This window comes from Sporosarcina sp. P16b, from assembly GCF_002743065.1.
Taxonomy (GTDB): Bacteria; Bacillota; Bacilli; order Bacillales_A; family Planococcaceae; genus Sporosarcina.
The window spans coordinates 27,272-49,481 of the sequence record NZ_PDYO01000001.1 but is presented as its reverse complement, the minus strand read 5'-3'; the positions used below and the strand labels follow the sequence as shown (position 1 = coordinate 49,481).

Genomic DNA, 22,210 nt, shown 5'->3' with positions numbered 1-22,210 from the left:
GGATTAGTTCGACTCCTTTCCAGCATACGCATCCAATTGTTCTTGTAAGTTAAATGGCATATCGCCTTTATACATAATTTTCATAAAGTCTGTCGCCTTTTGTTTAGGCTGTGCATCCGCTTTTTTAATAGCTTCTTTAATTTCTTCTTTCGCTCGTTCAATTACTTTTTCCTCTTGTTCTTTAGACCAAATACCTTTGGCTTCTAAATACGTTCTAAAGCGCACAATCGGGTCACGTTTTTCCCATTCATTATCCACATCAGATGTACGATAGCGTGTTGGGTCATCACCAGCCATCGTATGAGGTCCGTAACGGTAACACATTGTTTCGATCAACGTTGGTCCATCTCCATTAACTGCACGTTCTCTTGCGTCACGTGTTGCAACGTATACCGCCAATGGATCCATTCCGTCTACTAATACACTTGGCACGCCTGCCGCTACACCTTTTTGAGCGAGGGTCTTTGCAGCAGTCTGTACATCACGATGTGTAGAGATTGCATATTGGTTATTCTGAATGACGAAGATAGCAGGCACTTTATATGCCCCTGCAAAGTTCAATCCTTCGTAGAAATCACCTTGCGAAGTTCCGCCATCACCTGTGTATGTAATGACGACTGATTTTTGACCTTTTTTCTTAAAGCCTAGACCTACACCAGCTGCCTGGACATATTGTGCACCAATAATGATTTGCGGTGGGAAAATATTAAGTCCATCAGGAATCACGCTTCCTGCATAATGTCCTCTCGACCATAGGAATGCCATATACAATGGCCAGCCATGGAATAATAATTGAGGAACGTCACGATATCCAGGGAGAATGAAATCATCTTTTTCCAACACATATTGAGAAGCTAACTGGGAAGCTTCTTGCCCTGCAGTAGGAGCGTAAAATCCTAGACGCCCTTGTCTATTTAAAGAAATAGATCGTTGATCAAGGATACGTGTATAGACCATGCGATTCATCAATTCCACTAATTCCTCATCGGGAAGTTTCGGATCTAAGTCCTTATCGACGATCTTTCCTTCCTCATTCAATATTTGCACCATATCAAATTGGCTTTCAATCAGTTGAAGCGCTTTCACCGGGTCATACTGATTACCTTTTTTAGCTACCATATCTTGATCTCTCCTTCGTATCTGTATTATATCTTTTTTAAATAAAATTGATACAACTTCTTATAATTACTAGTATACGCAATACTGAGCGCTTGGTCAACCATTGTAATCAAAGACTTTTAATCATTTTTATATTTTTCTAAAAACATACTGTACTAACACAATATCGTTTCTGTATTGGTACAGAGCTGTTTTTATTGGGTCATACTGGCCAATCTATATCTATGAAAGTCATCAATGAACATTCATATAACAACTGAAATGATGAACCTTTATCAAATACCTATCGCGTACTAGTTGTCGCTTTTAATCCTACCTACTCACTACTTTATATTTCCTTTTTATTGTTTTCTAAACTTTTCAAAGCGCGGGCCACTAACCTGTTTACTTCCCTAGTTGCTTCATTGAATTCTATAAGTGATTGTTGGCTAGAAGTGATTAAATCATTTACATCACGAACATGCTTTTGAAGTTCATGCTCGCGGATGGATGGATCTTCAATTTGCGTATATAATTGCGTCTGACTATCTATAAGTTTTTTATACTGCATGATGAACGTCTCTTGTATTTCAGAACGTTCATACAATACTTCAACTACTTCATCTAGTGAATCATGTAATTCCATACGCTCTACCCACTCAGACATCCGGTCTATCGCTTTCTTCGACTCGTGTAAAGCACTTTCCTCTTTTTCTAACAGTTGAGCCCGTTCATGTGCAGACTTTTTCATCGCAACCACTCGTTGTTTCACTTCTTGATATTGCTGTTGAGTCAGTTCCATTGTCTCAATAAACAAGACTTGTTCATTCTGCTCCTTCTCGTGTAACTTCTTTCCAAAGTTGTTCCCTTGTTTTTCTTTTTCATTCAGAACCACGAGTAAATCTGTAAGTTGTTGAGTTACTTCAGTCTCTTTGGAACAACTAGTTAGTAGAAGGAAGATGAACAATACGCAAATTACTTTCTTCATTAATAACCCTCCAGACACTTTATATACTTTTTTCTTTCACCATTTTTCTCATTCGTCTATACTGTATAAGAGGAAATTGGTTTTTACGATTATATACCCTTCATGCACAATAGTTACTATTTTATCGTAGATTGTACTATACCTAATATATCCGAGAGGAAGAGTAGAAATGATTTTAATGAATGATATTATCCGGGAGGGTCACCCAACGTTGCGATTAAAAGCAAAAGAGGTGAGTTTTCCTTTAAGTAATGAAGACCGTCAATTATGCGATGATCTGTTGGAATATGTCGTCAACAGCCAAAATGATGAGTTGAGTAAAAAATACGGCTTACGATCCGGCATCGGTTTGGCCGCTCCACAAGTCAATGCATCTAAAAGAATCTTCGCTCTGCATATCCCGGACGGCGAAGTTCTATTGGAAAACTTTATAGCTATTAACCCGAAAATCATTAGCCATTCCGTTGAAAAGACCTATATAGAAACCGGTGAAGGTTGTTTATCAGTAGATCGTGAAGTGCCTGGTTATGTTCCCCGGTATGCAAGAATCACCGTAAAAGCTTTTGATAAAGAAGGAAACGTAATCAAAAAACGTCTAAAGGGATTACCCGCCATTGCATTCCAGCATGAACTCGATCATTTGAACGGTATTATGTTTTATGATCATATTGATGCGAATGCCCCTTACAAGGAAGTCCCCGGCGCAACAGCATTCGACAGAGAGTAAAGCTCTTACACTTGACAGGATGAAGTTTTTCTGTTACAGTCTTGTCAAGGAGTGATGATGCCATGTACAAACGTCTAAAACGCAAACTGCTAAGACGACTTAATGGCCTGCTCGGTAAAAAGACAATTGCTTAGACATTTACGCCCGCCAACTAAATTGGTGGGCTTTTCTTTATTTTAGGGAAATTGCATGCTATTATTGATGATATGTATTATTAGGAACGTAAAAAGGAGAGTTAAACATGATTTTTAAAGTATATTACCATTTAAACGTACATGAAGTTCCAGTCCGCGAGAACACACTCAGCTTGTATGTAGAAGCTGAATCAGAAAAAGAAGTCCGCGATCAACTTAAAGATCGCGATCTTATGATTGAATACGTACAAAAGCTGGAGGGCGAGCATTTAGCATATGAACAAGCCTCCCCAGACTTTCACGTTGAGCAGGTCTAATCAATGAAATCTATTAAAAACAATGAAACAGCCGTTTTTGCCCTAGGCGGACTAGGTGAAATCGGTAAAAATACGTATTGTGTACAATTCCAAGATGAAATCATCATTATTGATGCCGGAATTAAGTTTCCTGAAGATGAATTGCTTGGTATTGACTATGTAATTCCAGATTACACTTATCTCGAACGCAATATTGATAAGATTAAAGGCCTTTTCATCACACATGGTCACGAAGACCATATCGGTGGAATTCCTTATCTATTACGCAAAGTGAACGTTCCCGTCTACGGTGGTAAATTAGCAATTGGTTTACTTCGCAATAAGTTGGAAGAACACGGTTTGTTGCGCACAACGGAAATTCATGAAATTGAAGAAGATGATTTTATCAAATTCCGTAAAACTGCCGTATCATTCTTCAGAACAACGCACAGTATTCCTGATGCATTCGGAGTAGTGGTTAAAACTCCTTCCGGAAACATCGTTCATACAGGTGACTTTAAGTTCGACTTTACGCCTGTCGGTGAACCTGCTAACTTGCATAAGATGGCCAAAATTGGTAGTGAAGGTGTACTTTGTTTGTTATCAGATAGTACAAATGCAGAAGTACCGAACTTCACGATGTCTGAACGTAAAGTTGGAGAAAGCCTAAATGATATTTTCCGCACTGTAGACGGTCGGATTATTTTCGCTACATTCGCTTCAAATATCCATAGATTACAACAAGTGATCGAATCAGCGCAGATTTTTGGTCGTAAAATCGCTGTCTTCGGGCGTAGTATGGATAATGCCATCACGATCGGTCGCGAACTTGGTTATATTGATGCTCCGAAAGATTTATTCGTAGATGCTCAATCACTCAACCGACTTCCGGCTAATAAAGTGATGATTTTATGTACAGGTAGCCAAGGTGAACCGATGGCTGCACTATCACGTATCGCAAACGGTACGCATAGACAAGTCCAAATCCAACCTGGTGATACCGTTATCTTCTCATCTTCACCCATTCCAGGTAATACTCTAAGTGTGAACAAAGCGATTAATTCATTGTTCCGTGCAGGTGCAGAAGTTATTCATGGTCCATTAAACAACATCCACACATCCGGTCACGGGTCACAGGAAGAGCAAAAGCTGATGTTGCGTTTAATCAAACCTAAATACTTCATGCCAATCCACGGTGAATACCGCATGATGAATATGCACTCCCAACTTGCTATAGACTGTGATGTTGAACCTGATAACATTTTCATTATGGGCAATGGTGATGTACTCGCACTCACTGACTCGACAGCAAGACTTGCCGGACGTGTACCTTCAGGCGATGTATACATCGATGGAAGCGGTATTGGGGATATTGGTAACGTTGTACTACGCGACAGACGAATTCTTTCTGAAGATGGTCTAGTCATCGTTGTAGCAACCATCGACACCAAAAAGAACCGTTTAGTATCTGGTCCTGACCTGATCTCACGCGGTTTCGTCTATATGCGTGAATCAGGCGCTATGATCAATGAAGCACAATATATGCTTTCGAAAACATTACAACGCAAACTGGCTGCTAAACCTGATTCCGTCAACAACCTAAAAGGCGATATCATCGATACACTCGTTCCGTATTTATACGAGAAAACGAAACGTAAGCCGATGATCCTTCCTGTCATTATGGAACTCTAAAAAGCATACAAAAAAGCAAGCGCACATTAGCACTTGCTCTAGACTGAAGGCAACTCCTATAAATTAGGGGTTGCCTTCATTTTTTTATTTGGATATTTTATACGATCTTTTAACCATTTACTAGATGTTCCAAGTTGAAAAACAACACTAGTTGTTCCTAAGTGAAAGGCGGCGACTGATGGATCAGCTCGACAGGTGAGACAACCAAAGGGAGCTTGCGACCTGGTTGGCTCACCGCGAGTCCATAGGAAAGGGTACGCCTGGAACGTCGATCAACGGCGCTCTCCCCTTCTCGCACTTTCTATTCATTAATGCAATGCCTTCCGTTCAAACCGATGTATATCCAGATCAGAACCGATCACAATCAACACATCGTTCACTTCTATTTGCTCAATCGCCTGAGGAGAGACTAGTATATGTGTTCCACGCTTGATCGCTACAATATTCACACCGTACTTGGCACGGATATCCAAATCTATTAGCGAAGAGCCTGCGATGTGATTATTAGCTTGAATCTCCACGATAGAGTATTCATCGGATAATTCTAGATAATCCAGAATATTATTCGAAACCAAGTTATTCGCAATGCGCTTTCCCATATCTCGCTCAGGGTGAACAACTTGATCCGCTCCGATTTTCCGCAACACTTTTTCATGGTAGTCATTTTGGGCTTTCACTGTAATTCGCTGTACGCCGATTTCCTTCAAAATCAACGTAGTCAAAATGCTCGCCTGAATGTTCTCCCCGATTGCGATTACCACATGTTCGAAATTTCGTATGCCTAACGACCGCAATGCTGCTTCATCCGTCGTATCGACAGCCACAGCTTGTGTAGCAATATTCGCAAATTCCTCTACGCGTTCTTGTGACTTATCAATCGCCATAACATCGGCTTCTAATTCAATAAGTTCTTTAACGATACTACCACCAAAACGACCTAAGCCAATTACTACAAATTCCTTTTTCATCTCATTACTCCTCGCCATTGAGAATAGTCACATGTCTTATCGCAATCCCATTTTAAATTTCAGGAATAACTCATTATACACTCCAAGTGTTTCTAAACCTAAATTTTCATACACTTCCAGGTTCTTTCTTGCCTCTTCATCAGGATAAAATCGTTCATCACCCGTAATGTCATCATCCATAAATGACAAAGCCGCCTTATTTGGTGTAGAATACCCCACGTATTCTGCGTTTTGCGCTGCCACTTCAGGATCAAGCATGAAATTAATAAATTTATATGCGCCTTCCACATTCGTAGAAGTTTTCGGAATGACAATATTATCAAACCATAAGTTTGAACCTTCGTTCGGCACGATATAATTTATGTCGTCGTTCTCAGAAATCATATCTGCCGCCTGACCAGACCACGTCAACGCCACGGACGCTTCGTTATTGATCATGAGTTGCGTGACTTCATCGCCTATAACCGCTTTAACGTTCGGACCCATCGTTTCTAGCTTGTCTGTTGCCTCTTTTAGTTCCTGCAAACTAGTTGAATTCAATGAGTAGCCAAGTGAATTCAATGATATTCCGATCACTTCTCGCGCACTATCGACCAAAATGAGCTTCTGCCGCAGTGAAGCATCCCATAAACTCTCCCAACTCTCAAACGTCTGACCTTCCAATAAGGATGCATTATATGCGATACCCACTGTTCCCCAGAAATATGGAATTGAATATTGATTGTTTGGATCAAACGGCAAATTCATGAAGTATGGATCGATATGTTGAACGTTCGGAATTTTCGAGAAATCGAGTGGCAGTAAAAGATTTTTCTCTTTCATCATCTGCACCGCATATTCGGACGGAACTGTTACATCGTAAGCAGTTCCCCCTTGTTCAATTTTCCCCATCATACCTTCATTCGAATCAAACGTTTCATAGATTACTTTGATGCCTTCTTTTTCTTCAAATTGCTTCAGAAGATCTGGGTCAATATACTCTCCCCAGTTGTATACTGTAATCGTGTCTTTACCTGCTCGCCCCGCCTTATGCTCGAGCTGATAATTAGCGAACAACAAGATACCCGAAACGAGTAGGATCACAAACGCACTACTCATTAATCCTTTCATTTTTTCACCCCCTGAGGTGATTTTGCTTTATTTCCGATTATATAATAACCAAGCACTAGAATGATTGTTATTAAGAAGATCAATCCGGATAGCGCATTGATTGTCAACGTGATTCCCGTGCGTGCCATTGAATAAATTTCTACGGACAAGGTAGAAAATCCATTTCCTGTCACGAAAAAAGTAACAGCAAAATCATCCAATGAATAGGTTAACGCAAGAAAGAACCCTGCGAAAATCCCCGGCTTAATATAAGGCAATATGACACGCGTCAATATATCTTTACGTGAAGCGCCTAAGTCCCGTGCTGCATCTATTAACGTCGTACTCATTTCTAATAACTTCGGCAGTACCATAATGACGACGATCGGTATACTAAAAGCGATATGAGAAATTAGCACCGAAGCAAAGCCCAATTTCACACCAACCAACGTGAATAATATTAAGAAAGATGCACCGATAATTACATCTGGACTGACAATCAATATATTATTTAGCGACAATACCGCTTGACGTGCAGATTTATTTTTCATGAAGTAAATGGTGAGCGCACCAATCACACCGATTGTAGTAGACAGTAGGGCCGATAATAATGCGATAATGACTGTATTTAAGACAATAATTAGAAGTCGCGTATCTTGAAATACCGCTTGATAGTGATCCAAAGTGAATGATTCGAAATGCGACATCCCATCTCCCGAATTGAAGGAGTAGTATATGAGATAAAAAATAGGAGCATATAAAATTACAAAGACTGCTGCCAAATAAATTCTCGGCAAAATCCCCAGTTTCTTCATTTAATGATGCCTCCCTTTTTACCAGAAGTCAGTACCATGATTAAGAACATGAAGATGATGAGAAAGACAGCAATCGTAGAGCCCATTCCCCAGTTTTGTGTAACGAGGAATTGTTGCTCGATCGCGGTACCAAGTGTAATCACTTTATTACCAGCAATTAAACGGGTAATCATAAATAGGGAGAGTGCCGGTATGAACACAACTTGTATACCTGATTTCACGCCATCCGTAGTCATTGGCCAAATCACCCGTTTGAATGTCACCCATGCATTCGCTCCTAAATCTTTCGATGCATCCAATAAAGTAGGATTGATTTTATCCAAAGCATTAAAAATAGGCAATATCATAAATGGAATAAATATATACACGGAAACAAACACGAAACTGAAATCAGTGAATAATATTTGCTGACTGCCTATTCCGACAGTCTCCAAAAGGGCATTAATAGGCCCATAAACCCCCATTAATCCGATAAATGCATAAGTCTTTAACAACAGATTAATCCATGAAGGTATAATAATGAGTAACAACCACAACTGCTTATGCCTCGTCTTCGTTAAAAAGTAGGCTGTCGGATAGGATATCAATAAAGCAAAAAAAGTTATGAGAAATGCGTACCAAAACGAACTTATCGTTAATTTGAAATAGATCGATGTAAAGAAGTTTCGATAGTTAGCCAAGGTTAAATGGCCCGACAAATCAAAAAATGAGTAATACACAATAACGGCAATCGGTGCTAGCACAAATAATAATAACCAGGCTGCATACGGTGTGGCATATATAAAACGTAACGGATTTTTACTCCTCATCTTCCGCCACTCCAAACGATTCCAGACGTGCATCAAAATCCGCTTCAGATTCATTCAAACGCATAACATGAATGTCTGCTGGTTCAAAATCTAAACCGATTAACGTTCCTACATCCGCTGGTTTCGTTGAATGGACTAGCCACTCATTACCATCAGAATCGTACGTTGACAGTTCATAGTGTACTCCTCGGAATAATTGCGTATCTACAGTGACACTTAATTTCCCTTTTTCAACAGTCGTCATTTCCAAATCTTCAGGACGAATGACAATATCCACTTTTTCATTAGGATAGAATCCGCCATCTACACACGGAAATTGTTTACCGGTAAATTCCACTAGATAATCTTTAATGATTCTTCCAGTTACTATATTCGATTCACCAATAAAGTCTGCCACAAAGCGATTGATGGGCTCATCATAAATATCAATTGGTGTTCCCGACTGTTGAATTTCTCCATTATTCATGACGAAAATTTCATCGGACATCGCAAGTGCTTCTTCCTGGTCATGCGTAACAAAAACAAATGTCTTGCCTAGACGCTGCTGGAGCTCTCGCAATTCATATTGCATTTCAGAACGTAATTTCAAATCTAGCGCCGACAATGGCTCGTCCAGTAAAATCACTTCAGGGTCATTGATGATCGCTCTAGCAATGGCCACGCGTTGACGCTGCCCACCTGACATTTCGGTAATTTCACGGGTTTCATAACCATCTAGATTCACGAACTTCAACGCTTCTTTTACCCGGCGATCCACTTCATTCTTATTCACTTTTTTTATACGTAAACCGAATGCAACATTTTCATACACATTCAAATGAGGAAACAATGCGTAATCTTGAAATACCGTGTTCACTTGGCGTTCATTTGCGGGTACGGAGTTGATCTTCTTTCCATTAAAGAAGATTCCCCCATCTGTCGCTTCCGTAAATCCGGCAATTAAACGTAAAATAGTCGTTTTTCCACAGCCTGAAGGTCCAAGTAATGTATAAAACTTACCGCGTTCCATTTCGAATGAAACACGATCGAGGACAGTTGTAGATTCATTATAGCGTTTTGTAACATTCTCAAAACGAATAATCGGGTTAGTAGTCAATACGTCTCCTCCTTGCCTAAACATATTATTTCTTGTAATGAATGAACAGTTGTAAACTCACTCATTATACACAAAATGTTGGTGAAATCAACTATCTATTATAAGTAGAATCAGAAAACAGCCTACAGGAAAATAGTCATGATTATTGTTTTTTCGCAGATGACATAGTAGAATGAAACCATATATTGAGGAGGGATTCAGTTGGAAGACCATTTATTTTTTTATTTGGACTCTGATGCCAAGCGGAATCGAAAAAACGAATCCGCAACAAGAGAAAATCATCTAGAAGGAATTTTTCTAGTAAATAATAAAAAAATCCGAACATGGAAAGAGATGGCCTCTCATTGCGTAGAGTGCATGGAGCCATTACATTATAGCGATGAATTTGACGCACGTTACTGTAAAGATTGCAATGAATGGCGAGAAATGATTTGTGATCCTAATTGCAAAACATGTCAAACACGACCAGTAAAACCTTCTGACTGTAAACAAGACTTTGAGTAATCAGATGCTCAAATCCTAAATATATGAAGTGTATCGCTCTTTATAATAATTATTATTATCTTCGAGTCATTCTAATTGAATTTCACATGAAACTTTGTTATTCTAATTATACTTGTGCAACACAGTCATGTTGTTGTACAAAAGACTAATTGGAGGTTTTATATAATGGCTGAGCGTATGGTAGGTAAACAAGCTCCAGATTTCACAATGGAAGCAGTACTAGCTGACAAATCTTTTGGTAAAGTTAGTTTACAAGAAAACATGAAGAACGACAAATGGACAGTTCTTTTCTTCTATCCAATGGACTTCACTTTTGTATGTCCAACAGAAATCACTGCAATGTCGGATCGTTACGATGAGTTCGAAGACTTGGATGCAGAAGTAATCGGTGTTTCTACTGATACTATCCACACTCACCTCGCTTGGATCAACACTGATCGTAAAGACAATGGTCTTGAACAACTAAAATACCCACTAGCAGCAGATACTAACCACTCTGTTTCACGCGACTATGGTGTATTGATCGAAGAAGAAGGTATTGCATTACGCGGCCTTTACATCATCAATCCTGAAGGCGAACTTCAGTATCAGACAGTATTCCATAACAACATCGGTCGTGACGTGGACGAGACTCTTCGTGTACTACAGGCACTACAAACTGGCGGTCTTTGCCCAGCAAACTGGCGTCCAGGTCAAAAAACTCTTTAATTTTTGGACAACCATCCCCACGCGTTACACTATTCGTGGGGATTTTTTTATCACATACTATATACACCCACTTAGCTAGGAGGAATTCTTGATGAAATTACGTGAGCAAATGCCTGAACTTCAAGGTGCTACTACTTGGTTGAATGGTGAAACTTCTAAATCGGAACTTGTTGGAGAAAAACCGACATTGATCCACTTCTGGTCTGTAAGTTGTCACATGTGCAAAGAAGCGATGCCGGATGTAAACAATTTCAGAGATCGATACAAAGAAGAACTAAATGTGGTAGCCATACACATGCCTCGTTCAGAAGACGATGTCGATTTGGAACAAATCAAGGAAGTAGCAGCTGAGCATGATATTACACAACCTATTTTCGTTGATAGCGAATTGAAGTTAAACGATGCATTTGAAAACCAATATGTCCCTGCCTACTATGTCTTTGACAAAGATGGTCAATTACGCCATTTCCAAGCTGGCGGTAGTGGAATGAAAATGCTAGAAAAACGTGTTAATCGTGTGCTAGATGAAATGAAAAAAGAAGATTAATTGTATCATCGACTCTTTTCTAAAAGGAGTCGTTTTTTTCTGCCTTCTCCTCATAATACCCTATAGCAAGCATGAGACAGACATTGCCAATTTATTTATGATACGATTAGTAAAAAGTTTTTAGAAAGCGAGCTGCCGAATGAACAAAATACCTACAAAAATCGCACTTTATATTTTAATGTTCAACATGTTCATCGCAATGGCTGGTGTCGGCCTGATCATCCCCATTATGCCTGAATTCTTAGGTACTTTCGGAGTCGCAGGACGCGCACTCGGCCTATTGATTGCCATGTTCTCTTTTGCCCAATTTATCTTCTCTCCGATCGCAGGAAATCTTTCAGACAAATACGGCAGAAAAAGCATTATTATTTTCGGCTTAATTATCTATGGACTTTCTCAATTAGCTTTTAGTTTATCAACTGAACTATGGATGCTCTATCTCGCACGATTCTTTTCCGGCTTAGGTGCCGCCTTTATTATTCCGCCTACTATGGCATTTGTAGCGGATATTACATCCACTCAAACCCGCGGTCGCGGAATGGGATTACTTGGCGCTTCAATGTCTTTAGGTTTTATGATTGGTCCTGGAATTGGCGGTTTTTTATCTAAAATCAGCTTATATTTCCCATTTTATTTCGCTGCATCCGCGTCTATTCTAGCGGCGATCGTGTCCTTATTGCTTTTACCTAACCCTAAGCCTGTACTGCAAGGAAGCACAATGAACGAAAACATCTTCCAACAAATGCGTAGATCTACACAAACTTCTTATTTCATTATGCTGATTGTCATGTTTGTATTTTCATTCGGATTAGCTAATTTCCAATCCACCATCTCGTTGTATGTGGATCATAAGTATAACTATACGCCTGCTCAAATCGCTGTCATTATTACAGTTGGCGGATTTGTAGGTGTCATCATCCAGACATTTGTCATCGATCGTTTGTTCAAACGTTTTGGCGAAATGCGTATTATTTTAGTCAATTTAGTCTTAGCTGCTTTCGCAATGTTAGGCATTTTATTCGTGAATACATTCTTCACTATTCTCTTGGTGTCAACGATCTTCTCAACCGCCACTTCATTATTGCGACCAGCAGTCAACACCTTAGTTTCGAAACTAGCCGGTAAAGAACAAGGTTACGCAGCCGGTATGATGAATGCTTATATGAGTCTAGGAAACATGATTGGACCCGCTACAGCTGGATACATATTCGACTGGAATATGGAGTCTCCCTATATAGTCGGCACAATCATTCTCTTACTCTGCTTTATCCTCGCTTTATACTGGGCTAGAAACAACAAGCCACTTATTGAATCTGCGAGAACTCCATAATACAGGTCATGTTAGCCGCAGTAATTAGAAACGTTTTATCGTAGAAAAAAAGAAGACAAACTCTAGAACGCCTAGAGTTTGTCTTCTTTTAAGGAGGCTGGGACATAACTTAAAAAACGGTCCGTTCCCCTACGCTACACTGTTGATTACTAACTAATTAAACTTTACAAATAAGTTTCAGTGAATTAAAAAAGATATGAAGGTGTCTTCTCCTTCATACCTCTTGAGGTTTTGTCCCCGCCTCTTTTTATTTACCTTTTCTTAATAACTCTGCATATTCCTGCACGATATCTACAAATGCCTTCACTTGCTTCAATTCAAAAGTAGAACTATAGCCAATCAGCCATGTATCACGTGTCAGCTCAAACTCTTCTTCGCTATTGAGCAACGGGATCAGATTGACTTTTTCATCGCCTGACAATGTGATAGAAGGCAATATAGCATAACCTATACCTTTCAACGCGAGTTGCTTACACATTTCAATTTGATCCACTACGATTTGACGGCTTGGATTTTGATTGAAGTGCTTATTCCACCAGCGCTGGATTTCCATGTAATAGTTTGAATCACTTTTATACTGAATGAAGTGACGGTTGGTGTCTTTTAATTCATCAATTGTAGAGATTTCAGAATCTACTAGATAGAGCTGATCACGAAATAAATAGACGCGATTACTTTTCCAGTCTGTTTGCCCTCTAACAATACCAATATGCGCTTCCCCTTCATACAATGCTTTGGAAATTTCTGAACTCCATCCTGTCATCAATGAAATTTTAGCGTCGGGGTAAAGTGCTACATAGTCTTTCAATACTTGGGGCAACCAAGTTTGACCGATTATAGAGGCACAAGCAATCTTCAATGTTCCATGTACTTTATCTTCGAGTGAGGCAATCAATTCCATCGTCTCATCTTTCTTCGCCAATGCTTCCTTCGCATAGCTGATGACGTGTTCGCCTGCTGGTGTCGGTTCCAAGCCTTTTTGCGAACGTATGAACAACTGCATGCCCCATTCTTTTTCAATCGTCTGGAGGCGCTGTGACAAAGCAGGCTGAGACAAATGAAGGCGCTCTGACGCTTTGCGCATATTACCTTCTTCAGCCAAAGCTTTGATGATATCCAACTCAATTGTTGACATGATCTTGCACCTTCCCTCGTGGAATTCGTAAAATCAACAATAAGCTGATGACTGCAAATACGGCAATCGCAATATACACCCCGTGCAACGAACTATCCAAACCATTTTGTAAACTGATTAGCTCTTGTGATGCAATCATCGAACGACCATCTTTGGTTAACAATGTATTTACATTATCAATCGTGTAGGGCAATTTTTCTTTGGCAAAATAGGTAATGAGTGTAGCGTTCAAAATGGCACCAAACACAGCAGCACCAATCGTATTGCCAAAATTCTTCATGAACATATTAGCTGCGGTAGCCGAACCTCTTTGTGCGCGCGGCACAGCTCCTTGAATCGTCACAATAAAGGATGTATTGGTCAGCCCCATTCCGACACCTATGAAGAAACTTGAACACCCCGCCCATACCGGCCCTAGCGTCGCGTTCATGAAGACAAACATCATGGTGCCAATCACAAGGGACACACCACCTGCAAACGATACGAGAAATGGACCGAATCGTATGAGTAAGTGCCCTGCCAACGAGGAAGCTAAAGGCCAACCAATTGACATGGCAGTTAATGTGAAACCTGCTATGATTGCTGGTTGTTCCATGACTCCAGATACGTAGGTAGGTAAATAAGAAGAAACCCCTATTAAAATAACTCCAGTAGTCAACGAGACGAGATTCGCATATAAAATAACGGGGTTTTTCCATATACCAAAAGAAATAAGTGGATCTTTCGCCAACTTTTCTTGTCTAAAAAATAACCAAAATGAAATCCCTGAAACTACGATCAATGCTATACCGAAAGCTGAAAGACGTCCAAATCCTTGACCTCCCTCTACTAGCCAGATTAAGATGGTCGCCAAAGCAGATGTTAGAAAAAAAGCACCTTTGTAATCTACAGAAGCTTTTTGTGTTTCTTTTGGTTCATATAAAAAGAAATAAATGACACCCATTGAAAGTAGTCCGAGCGGTACGTTCACCCAAAATATATATTGCCAGCTTACGTACTGTACAAGCAATCCGCCAATGACAGGGCCCGAAACTGCAGAAACGCCCCACACACTCGACAAATACCCCTGTATTTTCGCACGTTCTTCCGTTGAATAAATATCGCCAATAATTGTAGTCGCAATTGGCATAACAGCTCCTGCTCCCAAACCTTGTATGAGACGATAGACAATTAATTGCTCCATTGTGGTAGCAAATCCACAAAGTATGGAACCAATTAAAAAAATGGTTAAGCCCATAAAAAAAATCGGTTTTCGACCAAATAAATCGGCTAACTTTCCATAAATCAAGACCGTCACGGTACTCATTAATAAATAAGATGAGAATATCCAACTATATCGTGAAAATCCACCTAATTCGGAAGCGATCGTCGGCATGGCAGTGGTAACAATAGTCGCTTCAACTGCTCCCACAAACATAGCGAGCATAACAGCAGCAAGTACAAAGGGCCGATTAGTTTCTTTACGCACAGCTATTTCAACTCCATCTATTAGAAAAAGACCCCTTTATCGGAGCCCTTTTATATTTTACCGATATATTCGCTTCACTGTTTTATCCACATCCATACATTATACATTGTAAATATATTTTTTAAACTCTTTCATAATCACACGTCGTGTAATAATACCTGCAAATGTTCCATCCTCTTCTGTAACACAGAGAAATGGATGATCAATCAATAGATCGACAGCACGTTGAAAACGGTCATTGACACGAATCGTTGGTAGATTTGTATCCATAATTTCATCTACTTTTATATCTTCTAATCTCTCATATTCAATACGTTCCATGCCCAAAATGGAATCTGTAATCATCCCAATCCCAAGGAGCCCTTTCAAATGATACTGATTATCCAGTACAGGGATCGCGGAATAGCCAGTCTTCGTCAAAACAAGTAGCGCATGCTCTGCGTTATTGCCAATTTGCACGTGAGCAACTTTTTCCGAAGAAATAATTTGGTCTACGATGGGTGCGGTAAGAAAATCTTTATTGTTTATAGAAACCATAGGTGATCGCTCCTTCTGTTCTTCATCTACATACATTTACCTAAAAGTCCGTTCACTGCTTCCCATCCATCATACCACAAAAATCCATCTCTCACCTCAAAAGAAAGCGGATTCACAAAACAAAAAACCTCTTTCTTTAATAGAAAGAGGCCCAGTAATAAAAAATGATGATAAAGATAAAAACTGAAGCGACAATGATAATCCACAGTAAGGGATTCATTGTAAATGGATGCTTCGCTACAACATTCGGTATACGATCCTTTTCATTTAACTGGAATGCACGACTCATTTTTCCTACCCCAGCTATTCCGATCCCTAGCATAATGACGGTTACAAACACCATAGGCCACAACCAAATATCCCACATCATAACTCCCTCCTTTTCGCACATACTATATGAATGAGCATGTGCAATAAGTGAGTAAGTATGCATACTTAACATTCAATAAATCATTCGCAATTTGTTCGTTTGGATTCTTAAGACGACATATATAAAGAAGCTCCTATGATTTGCTTATATTTCACTCTATATACTTTTTAATCAAAACTTGTGTTCCTTTTTCCCCATAACCTTTTGCGAGTAATTCCGTATACATATCGCGAGCTAGCTGCAATCCCGGCAATTTCAGGTTCAGTCTTTCTGTTTCCTGTAAGGCAATATTTAAATCCTTTACAAAATGTTTTACATAAAATCCTGGTTCATAATTCTCGTTAATAATTCGGGGACCCAGATCCGATAAACTAAAGGAATTCGCTGCACCCGAAGTGACGGATTGTAACATGGTGTCCGGATCAAGACCTGACTTCATAGCGTATGCAATCGCTTCGCATGCTCCTATCATATTTCCAGCGACAGTAATTTGATTACACATTTTGGCGTGTTGCCCAGCTCCCGCTTGTCCCTGATAGACAATTTGTTTGCCGAAAACAGACATAACTGGTAACAGCTTTTCAAATAAATCTTTTTGACCCCCACACATGATAGAAAGTGTGCCATTTCGAGCGCCTATATCTCCACCAGATACAGGTGCATCAAGTGCATTTATTTGTAGTGATGCAGCCTTTTCTGCAATGGCAACGGCTAGCTCTGGACTTGAAGTTGTCATATCCACTACAGTCTGAGAAGGGCGACTGTTTGCAAATATACCTTGACGGGAAAAATACACGTCCTCCACGTCGGCTGGCATGCCAATCATCGTGAAAATAATGTCCACATCTTTAATAGCTTCAGCCACGTGATCAGCCCATTTAGCTCCTAAAGCCATCAATGGTTCGGCCTTTGTTTTCGTTCTAGTGTATACGGTTACTTCATAAGATGCGTTAAGCAAATGCTTAATAATGCTAGAACCCATCACACCTGTACCAATAAATGAAATTTTTTCTTTTTGCATATTCCCACTCCTCATGATATATGTTTATGTCCATCGTACAGAAGTTCAAATATTTTTACAATTGGGCAGACATAAAAAAGAGGACCAATACAAGATTGGTCCACAAAAGGGGGAAATGAGAATGTTGCTGTGTTCATTTATATTGTTCCCACTTTTATTTTAAGTTAAACATTCAATTTGGTATTAATTCAAGGTGATTGTGTTTCTTTTTTCTCGTTGAATTCATTAATCAATACATCTAATTTACGACTAAGTTCAATGGTGTTCTCAGCGTTCATACCATATTTTTCTGCGACTTGGATTAGTTGTTTTCTCACACGTTCAATTTCTACATTGCATTTATGCACTAGTTGCACACCTTCCATTTATAATTACTCTATTATTTAATATACCAACAACTTAATTTTATTAAACCGAAAGATTGTCGACATTTTGTGACAATAGTTATATATGTATATTTGCCTGATTTTTTAAAATAAGACTTTACGTTTTAAAGATTATAGGGCAAACTATAAAGGAATTCCCAATAGTATGATTCATTGTTTCGCTTAAAGTACATGATGATTGAAGAAAGGATGGTTAGAATGACGATTGCAGAAATAGGTGATATTATAGAATTCAAGGAAGGCTTACAAGGAATTGTGGAAAAAGTGAACGAAAACTCTGTAATTGTAGACTTAACGTATATGAAAGACTTCGATGAATCGGTCATGCAGGAGAAAACAGTCATCAATCATAAACGTTATATCATTTTGAGTAGTAGTTCGCAAGAAGGAAACATTCCTCGCTGTGATCCGTCCAATAGAATAGAATAGTATAAGAAGGAGTGGTACCATATGAACAACAAATGGCGTATTATTTTCACTTCACTGACGGCCACTATCATGCTTGCTGCATGCGGAACATCTGATGCAGATCCGGAAAAGGATACAACAGGTAATGCTATCGAAGAACCTGCTGCTCCCGTAACGGATGTGGAAGATAGCACTTCTTCCGAGAATGAAGCAGAAAATGAAACAGACACTGAAGTAGGAACAGACGACAATGCAATGAAAAATGCTGTGGAAACAACAAGCGATGAACAAGATTACTCGATGAAGGTACTCCCTGGATATAAACTTACAAGTGAAGAACCAGGCAGAGATAGTCTATATCTGGAAGAAGACGGCGAAATATTCATGCGAATCGAAACTATGCCTAAAGATGAGGAATCCTATACTTTTGATGAACTCTATGAAAATATGGAAGAATTGTTGACGGCTTCAAGTAACAGTGGAACACCTGTTGAGATAACAGAGCAAACAGATCTTCCACAAGCTGATGATATCCTGTCTGTTAAAGGAGCAGTAGTTGATTCTCCTGAAGGTTATTTTACAGGCTATGTCATCGAACGTGAAGACAAGTTAATTCGTGTAAGCATTTACGCTCAAGAAGACAACGAACATGTAACAGACTTTAAGAATATGGCAGCTACAATCAAGTGATATACCCATATAGAAAAGGCCTATCCTTATAGGATTGGCCTCTTTTATATGGACTTTCAATCATTCTGATCACGATACGAAAATTTGTGGAAATGATAAATGGAAAACCGTGCCTTTGCCGATCTCACTAGTAACGGATATAGATCCACCATACTCTTGAACGGTTTTCTTAACAAATGGAAGTCCTAAACCGGTTCCTCCCGGTTTGTTTGTAATAAATGGCAAGAATAAATTTTCAAGCATCTCTTTTTCCATTCCACTCCCTGTGTCGGATATAAAGATATCTACATTCTGCTGATCACCTTCGCTTATCAAGACAGACAACGTATCATTTGTACTCATCGCTTCCATTGCATTTTTAAGAAGATTAATGAATACTTGTTTAATACGGTTAGGATTGGCCTTAATTAATAATGACCCGGTAGCATTAAATTCATTTACTAAATGAATTTGATCCAACAATGCTTTAGGGCGAAGCAATATAAGTACGTCTTCTATTAAAACGGATAATGAAAATACAGTGATTTCGTCAACAGTTGGTTTTGATAGTGCGAGCATTTCGTTCAATATTTCGTTCATACGTTTGACTTCATCTTGAATTACGTTTACATACATTTGTGCATTTCCAGTTACTTCGTGTTCCAGTAGTTGAAGAAACCCTTGTAATGTTGTCATCGGATTGCGTACTTCATGTGCAATGCTTGCAGCAATTTCTCCAGTTGTGCTTAATTGATCGGAGTGCGCTAGTTGCTCAAATAGACGTTCTTGTTCAGTAATATCTACAATTCGTAAAATGAACATTTGTGTTTTACAATCCAGTTTCAAACTAACGTCTTGGTAACGCTGTATTTCCTTAAATGTGTAAGACATTTTCACTGTCGAAGATCCTTGTGTTAGAGCTTTTAAAATATATTCTTCAAAAGAAAAAGAAGAGGTTGGAACCATTAAATTAAAAAGATCTTGTAGATGTAACAGTTCACTAGAATTTTGATCTGGGAATATTTCTGAAAATAAATCATTGGTTGAAACGATATACCCCGATTCATTCACTAGCGCCATTGGTATAGTCGCCGTTAAATAGGCACTTTCATAAAGTTGATGCAATTTATGATTTTGTTCACCTATTTTTATTGTTAAAAGCGCCCTACCGTTATATTGTTGGTATATAATATAACAGGGTTCACGATTGTTATTCGGCATAATTAGATGACCAGTCAATACAGTTTGATCGGCTGTCGTTTCTGTTTTCAACAGAAACAAACGCTTCTCTATTTGTTCCAACAAACTATGATCAAATATTTCAGATATATGGTGTGGTATGAAATCTTTAGGCATGAGTAATTTAACAGCTTCCGTCATATTAAGTATATCGCCCTCTTCATCTAAGACGATTTTAAAAAGTGAACTTTCTAGATAACGATTGATATCTAGTGTTTTTGACACTGTAGCAGTCCCCCCCATAAAATAGCAACTATCAATTACTTACTTGTAATGTTTTTTCTCGTTTGGAAGTAAATTCTGATTGATTCTTATTATGCCATATTGACGTACTTGTTCACATAGGCTTATAGTCTATTTTGTTATTTTCAACTACTTATATTATTTTGAGATTAGGAGTTTTGTCATGAGCATCATTTTATCTACATTAAACGCTAAATATATACATACCAATATTGCAATTCGCTATTTGAAAGCTTATGCAGCACCTGAATTTCATTGTGAACTGGCCGAATTTACTATACATGATCCTACGCTCTCTATCGTTTCGGAGCTATATCAACATTCTCCAGACGTCGTAGGTTTTAGCGTATATATTTGGAATATAGAAGAAACTATAAAAGTAATTCGTATGCTGAAACTGACAAGTCCTAAAACCGTTATAGTTTGTGGTGGACCTGAAGTAACGTATGACTATGATCAGTGGTTAAAAAGAGTACCGGAAATTGATATTATTGCGATAGGAGAAGGCGAAAAGACGTTTAAGGATATACTTCGAGCAGTCGATGGACAAACTGATCTCTCTTCTGTACAGGGTATTGCCTATCGTACAGAAGGAAAATTAAAGATTACAGCTCCAGGTCCTAAATTGAATCTTCGGGAACTGCCCTCCCCTTTTCGTTTTCCGGAGGATATTCCACATCTCACAAATCGTGTAATGTATATCGAAACAAGTCGCGGCTGTCCATTCTCTTGTCAATTCTGCCTTTCTTCAATCGAAGTGGGTGTTCGATACTTTAATCGAGAGGCCATAAAAGAAGACATTCGCTACTTGATGCAACATGGCGCAAAAACGATTAAATTTGTCGACCGTACATTCAATATTAGTAGAAGTTATGCAATGGAAATGTTCCAGTTTCTTATAGATGAACATTTGCCTGGAACCGTCTTTCAATTCGAGATCACCGGTGATATCATGCGACCAGAAGTGATTCAGTTTTTAAATGACAATGCACCCAAAGGCCTGTTTAGATTTGAAATTGGTGTCCAATCTACCAATGACCTAACCAATGAATTGGTTAAAAGAAGACAAAATTTCACTAAGTTATCGCGAACGGTCACTATGGTAAAAGAAGGCGGAAAAATTGCTCAGCACCTTGATTTGATTGCTGGACTGCCTGAAGAAGATTATGCATCTTTCCGTGATACGTTCAACGAAGTGTTTGCTTTACGACCTGAAGAATTACAGTTAGGCTTTTTGAAGCTACTACGCGGAACCGGTTTACGTATCCAGGCAGAGCAATATGGTTATCGTTACATCGACACCGCCCCTTATGAAATTGTATCAAATAATGTCCTGTCCTTTGATGATATGCTGAAGATTAAGCAAACAGAAGACATTCTCGAGAAATATTGGAATTCAGGTCGATTCATACACTCTATGGAGTATATTGTCACAGAATTGGTCGATACACCATTTGACTTCTTCCAATTATTCGGAGCATTTTGGGAGAAGCAAGGTTGGTCACGAATCGGTCATCAGTTCGAAGACTTATTCACTCGCTTGGAACGCTTCCTAAAAGAAGTATTGAAAATCGATACTTCTATAGCAGAAAGTCTATTGAAGATGGACTATTTACTTCATCAAAAGTTTTTGCCAAGAAAGATCTGGTGGAATTCTGGTGTGCCTGAAGAAGAGTTAAAAGAGGTCTATCAATTACTCTTACGTTCCCCACATTTGCTTGGTGATACGTTTGAGTCAATGGATTACACTGAAAGAACGATTCGAAAGCAAGTTTTCATCACAAAGACCTCTGCTAAATTAAAAGAAGATCTATCCGTAATAAAAGATCCCGGTTATCTGATTGTCCAATACACACCAGGTAAAGAAGCACAGCACTACCATCTGTCTGAACAAGCACTAGACACCGTTTATCTATAATAAAACCGCAGCATG

At 39.0% G+C, this 22,210-nt stretch carries 24 protein-coding genes; 10 read left to right on the top strand and 14 right to left on the bottom strand.

The window, feature by feature from the left end; translation table 11 throughout:
• Positions 1-3 precede the first annotated feature (3 nt).
• Together pdhA and CSV77_RS00245 are read right to left on the bottom strand one after the other, a co-directional pair.
• Entirely contained in the window at positions 4-1,119 is a 1,116-nt protein-coding gene (gene pdhA / locus CSV77_RS00250) for a pyruvate dehydrogenase (acetyl-transferring) E1 component subunit alpha (RefSeq protein ID WP_099632373.1), read from the bottom strand.
• Positions 1,120-1,447: 328 nt separating this feature from the next.
• On the bottom strand, positions 1,448-2,086 hold the full coding sequence (locus CSV77_RS00245; protein WP_099671893.1) for a YkyA family protein: 639 nt from the start codon (positions 2,084-2,086) through the stop codon (positions 1,448-1,450).
• Between the two features lie 169 nt (positions 2,087-2,255).
• Here CSV77_RS00245 and def point away from each other — a divergent pair, with 169 nt between their 5' ends.
• From def to rnjA, 3 genes are all read left to right on the top strand, one after another.
• A complete protein-coding gene (def, locus tag CSV77_RS00240) occupies positions 2,256-2,813 on the top strand; it encodes a peptide deformylase (RefSeq protein ID WP_099671892.1) in 558 nt (185 codons plus the stop codon).
• A gap of 241 nt (positions 2,814-3,054) precedes the next feature.
• Positions 3,055-3,264 carry a DNA-dependent RNA polymerase subunit epsilon gene (locus CSV77_RS00235; protein WP_099632376.1) on the top strand — a complete coding sequence of 70 codons (210 nt, stop codon included), beginning with the start codon at positions 3,055-3,057 and terminating at the stop codon, positions 3,262-3,264.
• Positions 3,265-3,267: 3 nt separating this feature from the next.
• A complete protein-coding gene (gene rnjA, locus CSV77_RS00230) occupies positions 3,268-4,935 on the top strand; it encodes a ribonuclease J1 (protein WP_099671891.1) in 1,668 nt (555 codons plus the stop codon).
• Positions 4,936-5,243: 308 nt separating this feature from the next.
• On the opposite strand, the gene CSV77_RS00225 is transcribed toward rnjA, so the two are convergent.
• From CSV77_RS00225 to CSV77_RS00205, 5 genes are read right to left on the bottom strand one after another with little or no spacing between them, the layout of a single operon-like run.
• Positions 5,244-5,903, bottom strand: a complete 660-nt coding sequence (locus CSV77_RS00225; RefSeq protein WP_085428510.1) for a potassium channel family protein — start codon at positions 5,901-5,903, stop codon at positions 5,244-5,246.
• 36 nt (positions 5,904-5,939) lie between these two features.
• Entirely contained in the window at positions 5,940-7,013 is a 1,074-nt protein-coding gene (locus tag CSV77_RS00220) for an ABC transporter substrate-binding protein (RefSeq protein ID WP_099671890.1), read from the bottom strand.
• Complete coding sequence (locus tag CSV77_RS00215) at positions 7,010-7,807, bottom strand: ABC transporter permease (RefSeq protein ID WP_099632379.1); 798 nt, start codon at positions 7,805-7,807, stop codon at positions 7,010-7,012. Before CSV77_RS00215 ends, CSV77_RS00220 begins: the two co-directional genes overlap by 4 nt.
• The gene (locus CSV77_RS00210) at positions 7,804-8,616 is read right to left on the bottom strand and encodes an ABC transporter permease (RefSeq protein WP_099671889.1); all 813 of its coding nucleotides are present in this window, start codon (positions 8,614-8,616) and stop codon (positions 7,804-7,806) included. Before CSV77_RS00210 ends, CSV77_RS00215 begins: the two co-directional genes overlap by 4 nt.
• Complete coding sequence (locus tag CSV77_RS00205; protein ID WP_099632381.1) at positions 8,606-9,712, bottom strand: ABC transporter ATP-binding protein; 1,107 nt, start codon at positions 9,710-9,712, stop codon at positions 8,606-8,608. Before CSV77_RS00205 ends, CSV77_RS00210 begins: the two co-directional genes overlap by 11 nt.
• 201 nt (positions 9,713-9,913) lie before the next feature.
• Here CSV77_RS00205 and CSV77_RS00200 point away from each other — a divergent pair, with 201 nt between their 5' ends.
• The 4 genes from CSV77_RS00200 to CSV77_RS00185 all read left to right on the top strand — a co-directional run bounded on the left by CSV77_RS00200 (position 9,914) and on the right by CSV77_RS00185 (position 12,801).
• Entirely contained in the window at positions 9,914-10,216 is a 303-nt protein-coding gene (locus tag CSV77_RS00200; protein WP_099671888.1) for a hypothetical protein, read from the top strand.
• 165 nt (positions 10,217-10,381) lie between these two features.
• On the top strand, positions 10,382-10,924 hold the full coding sequence (locus CSV77_RS00195; RefSeq protein ID WP_099632383.1) for a peroxiredoxin: 543 nt from the start codon (positions 10,382-10,384) through the stop codon (positions 10,922-10,924).
• 91 nt (positions 10,925-11,015) lie between these two features.
• Positions 11,016-11,471, top strand: a complete 456-nt coding sequence (locus tag CSV77_RS00190; protein WP_099671887.1) for a TlpA family protein disulfide reductase — start codon at positions 11,016-11,018, stop codon at positions 11,469-11,471.
• 139 nt (positions 11,472-11,610) lie between these two features.
• The gene (locus CSV77_RS00185; protein WP_099671886.1) at positions 11,611-12,801 is read left to right on the top strand and encodes an MFS transporter; all 1,191 of its coding nucleotides are present in this window, start codon (positions 11,611-11,613) and stop codon (positions 12,799-12,801) included.
• A 247-nt stretch (positions 12,802-13,048) separates the two neighbouring features.
• Here the strand turns inward: CSV77_RS00185 and CSV77_RS00180 are convergent, their stop codons facing one another.
• From CSV77_RS00180 to CSV77_RS00155, 6 genes are all read right to left on the bottom strand, one after another.
• Positions 13,049-13,936: a transcriptional regulator CcpC gene (locus tag CSV77_RS00180; protein ID WP_099671885.1), complete on the bottom strand. Its 888-nt coding sequence runs from the start codon at positions 13,934-13,936 to the stop codon at positions 13,049-13,051.
• Positions 13,923-15,362 (bottom strand): MDR family MFS transporter, encoded by a 1,440-nt coding sequence (locus CSV77_RS00175; RefSeq protein WP_199203692.1) that lies wholly within the window; start codon positions 15,360-15,362, stop codon positions 13,923-13,925. Before CSV77_RS00175 ends, CSV77_RS00180 begins: the two co-directional genes overlap by 14 nt.
• A gap of 141 nt (positions 15,363-15,503) precedes the next feature.
• Positions 15,504-15,941, bottom strand: coding sequence for a cyclic-di-AMP-binding protein CbpB (gene cbpB, locus CSV77_RS00170; protein ID WP_099632388.1), 438 nt, complete (start codon positions 15,939-15,941; stop codon positions 15,504-15,506).
• Positions 15,942-16,077: 136 nt separating this feature from the next.
• Positions 16,078-16,308, bottom strand: a complete 231-nt coding sequence (locus CSV77_RS00165) for a hypothetical protein (protein ID WP_099671883.1) — start codon at positions 16,306-16,308, stop codon at positions 16,078-16,080.
• 154 nt (positions 16,309-16,462) lie between these two features.
• Positions 16,463-17,332 carry an NAD(P)-dependent oxidoreductase gene (locus CSV77_RS00160; RefSeq protein ID WP_099671882.1) on the bottom strand — a complete coding sequence of 290 codons (870 nt, stop codon included), beginning with the start codon at positions 17,330-17,332 and terminating at the stop codon, positions 16,463-16,465.
• A gap of 188 nt (positions 17,333-17,520) precedes the next feature.
• Positions 17,521-17,679, bottom strand: a complete 159-nt coding sequence (locus CSV77_RS00155) for an aspartyl-phosphate phosphatase Spo0E family protein (RefSeq protein WP_099675219.1) — start codon at positions 17,677-17,679, stop codon at positions 17,521-17,523.
• 237 nt (positions 17,680-17,916) lie between these two features.
• Here CSV77_RS00155 and CSV77_RS00150 point away from each other — a divergent pair, with 237 nt between their 5' ends.
• The gene (locus tag CSV77_RS00150; RefSeq protein ID WP_099632392.1) at positions 17,917-18,147 is read left to right on the top strand and encodes a YkvS family protein; all 231 of its coding nucleotides are present in this window, start codon (positions 17,917-17,919) and stop codon (positions 18,145-18,147) included.
• Positions 18,148-18,168: 21 nt separating this feature from the next.
• The gene (locus CSV77_RS00145; protein WP_099671880.1) at positions 18,169-18,816 is read left to right on the top strand and encodes a hypothetical protein; all 648 of its coding nucleotides are present in this window, start codon (positions 18,169-18,171) and stop codon (positions 18,814-18,816) included.
• A gap of 69 nt (positions 18,817-18,885) precedes the next feature.
• Here CSV77_RS00145 and CSV77_RS00140 read toward each other — a convergent pair whose 3' ends face one another.
• Entirely contained in the window at positions 18,886-20,259 is a 1,374-nt protein-coding gene (locus CSV77_RS00140; RefSeq protein ID WP_158231989.1) for an ATP-binding protein, read from the bottom strand.
• Between the two features lie 181 nt (positions 20,260-20,440).
• Between CSV77_RS00140 and CSV77_RS00135 the strand changes: the two genes are divergently transcribed.
• Positions 20,441-22,195 carry a B12-binding domain-containing radical SAM protein gene (locus CSV77_RS00135; protein ID WP_099671878.1) on the top strand — a complete coding sequence of 585 codons (1,755 nt, stop codon included), beginning with the start codon at positions 20,441-20,443 and terminating at the stop codon, positions 22,193-22,195.
• Positions 22,196-22,210 lie beyond the last annotated feature (15 nt).

Bases quoted from the DNA above. Each gene is read 5' to 3' on its own strand.
- CSV77_RS00160 (WP_099671882.1), bottom strand. From the start codon at position 17,332: ATGCAAAAAGAAAAAATTTCATTTATTGGTACAGGTGTGATGGGTTCT.
- rnjA (WP_099671891.1), top strand. From the start codon at position 3,268: ATGAAATCTATTAAAAACAATGAAACAGCCGTTTTTGCCCTAGGCGGA.
- CSV77_RS00185 (WP_099671886.1), top strand. From the start codon at position 11,611: ATGAACAAAATACCTACAAAAATCGCACTTTATATTTTAATGTTCAAC.
- CSV77_RS00195 (WP_099632383.1), top strand. From the start codon at position 10,382: ATGGCTGAGCGTATGGTAGGTAAACAAGCTCCAGATTTCACAATGGAA.
- CSV77_RS00135 (WP_099671878.1), top strand. From the start codon at position 20,441: ATGAGCATCATTTTATCTACATTAAACGCTAAATATATACATACCAAT.
- def (WP_099671892.1), top strand. From the start codon at position 2,256: ATGATTTTAATGAATGATATTATCCGGGAGGGTCACCCAACGTTGCGA.
- CSV77_RS00210 (WP_099671889.1), bottom strand. From the start codon at position 8,616: ATGAGGAGTAAAAATCCGTTACGTTTTATATATGCCACACCGTATGCA.
- CSV77_RS00215 (WP_099632379.1), bottom strand. From the start codon at position 7,807: ATGAAGAAACTGGGGATTTTGCCGAGAATTTATTTGGCAGCAGTCTTT.
- CSV77_RS00225 (WP_085428510.1), bottom strand. From the start codon at position 5,903: ATGAAAAAGGAATTTGTAGTAATTGGCTTAGGTCGTTTTGGTGGTAGT.
- CSV77_RS00175 (WP_199203692.1), bottom strand. From the start codon at position 15,362: ATGCTCGCTATGTTTGTGGGAGCAGTTGAAGCGACTATTGTTACCACT.
- CSV77_RS00190 (WP_099671887.1), top strand. From the start codon at position 11,016: ATGAAATTACGTGAGCAAATGCCTGAACTTCAAGGTGCTACTACTTGG.
- CSV77_RS00165 (WP_099671883.1), bottom strand. From the start codon at position 16,308: ATGTGGGATATTTGGTTGTGGCCTATGGTGTTTGTAACCGTCATTATG.
- CSV77_RS00220 (WP_099671890.1), bottom strand. From the start codon at position 7,013: ATGAAAGGATTAATGAGTAGTGCGTTTGTGATCCTACTCGTTTCGGGT.
- CSV77_RS00180 (WP_099671885.1), bottom strand. From the start codon at position 13,936: ATGTCAACAATTGAGTTGGATATCATCAAAGCTTTGGCTGAAGAAGGT.
- CSV77_RS00145 (WP_099671880.1), top strand. From the start codon at position 18,169: ATGAACAACAAATGGCGTATTATTTTCACTTCACTGACGGCCACTATC.
- cbpB (WP_099632388.1), bottom strand. From the start codon at position 15,941: ATGGTTTCTATAAACAATAAAGATTTTCTTACCGCACCCATCGTAGAC.
- CSV77_RS00150 (WP_099632392.1), top strand. From the start codon at position 17,917: ATGACGATTGCAGAAATAGGTGATATTATAGAATTCAAGGAAGGCTTA.
- pdhA (WP_099632373.1), bottom strand. From the start codon at position 1,119: ATGGTAGCTAAAAAAGGTAATCAGTATGACCCGGTGAAAGCGCTTCAA.
- CSV77_RS00245 (WP_099671893.1), bottom strand. From the start codon at position 2,086: ATGAAGAAAGTAATTTGCGTATTGTTCATCTTCCTTCTACTAACTAGT.
- CSV77_RS00235 (WP_099632376.1), top strand. From the start codon at position 3,055: ATGATTTTTAAAGTATATTACCATTTAAACGTACATGAAGTTCCAGTC.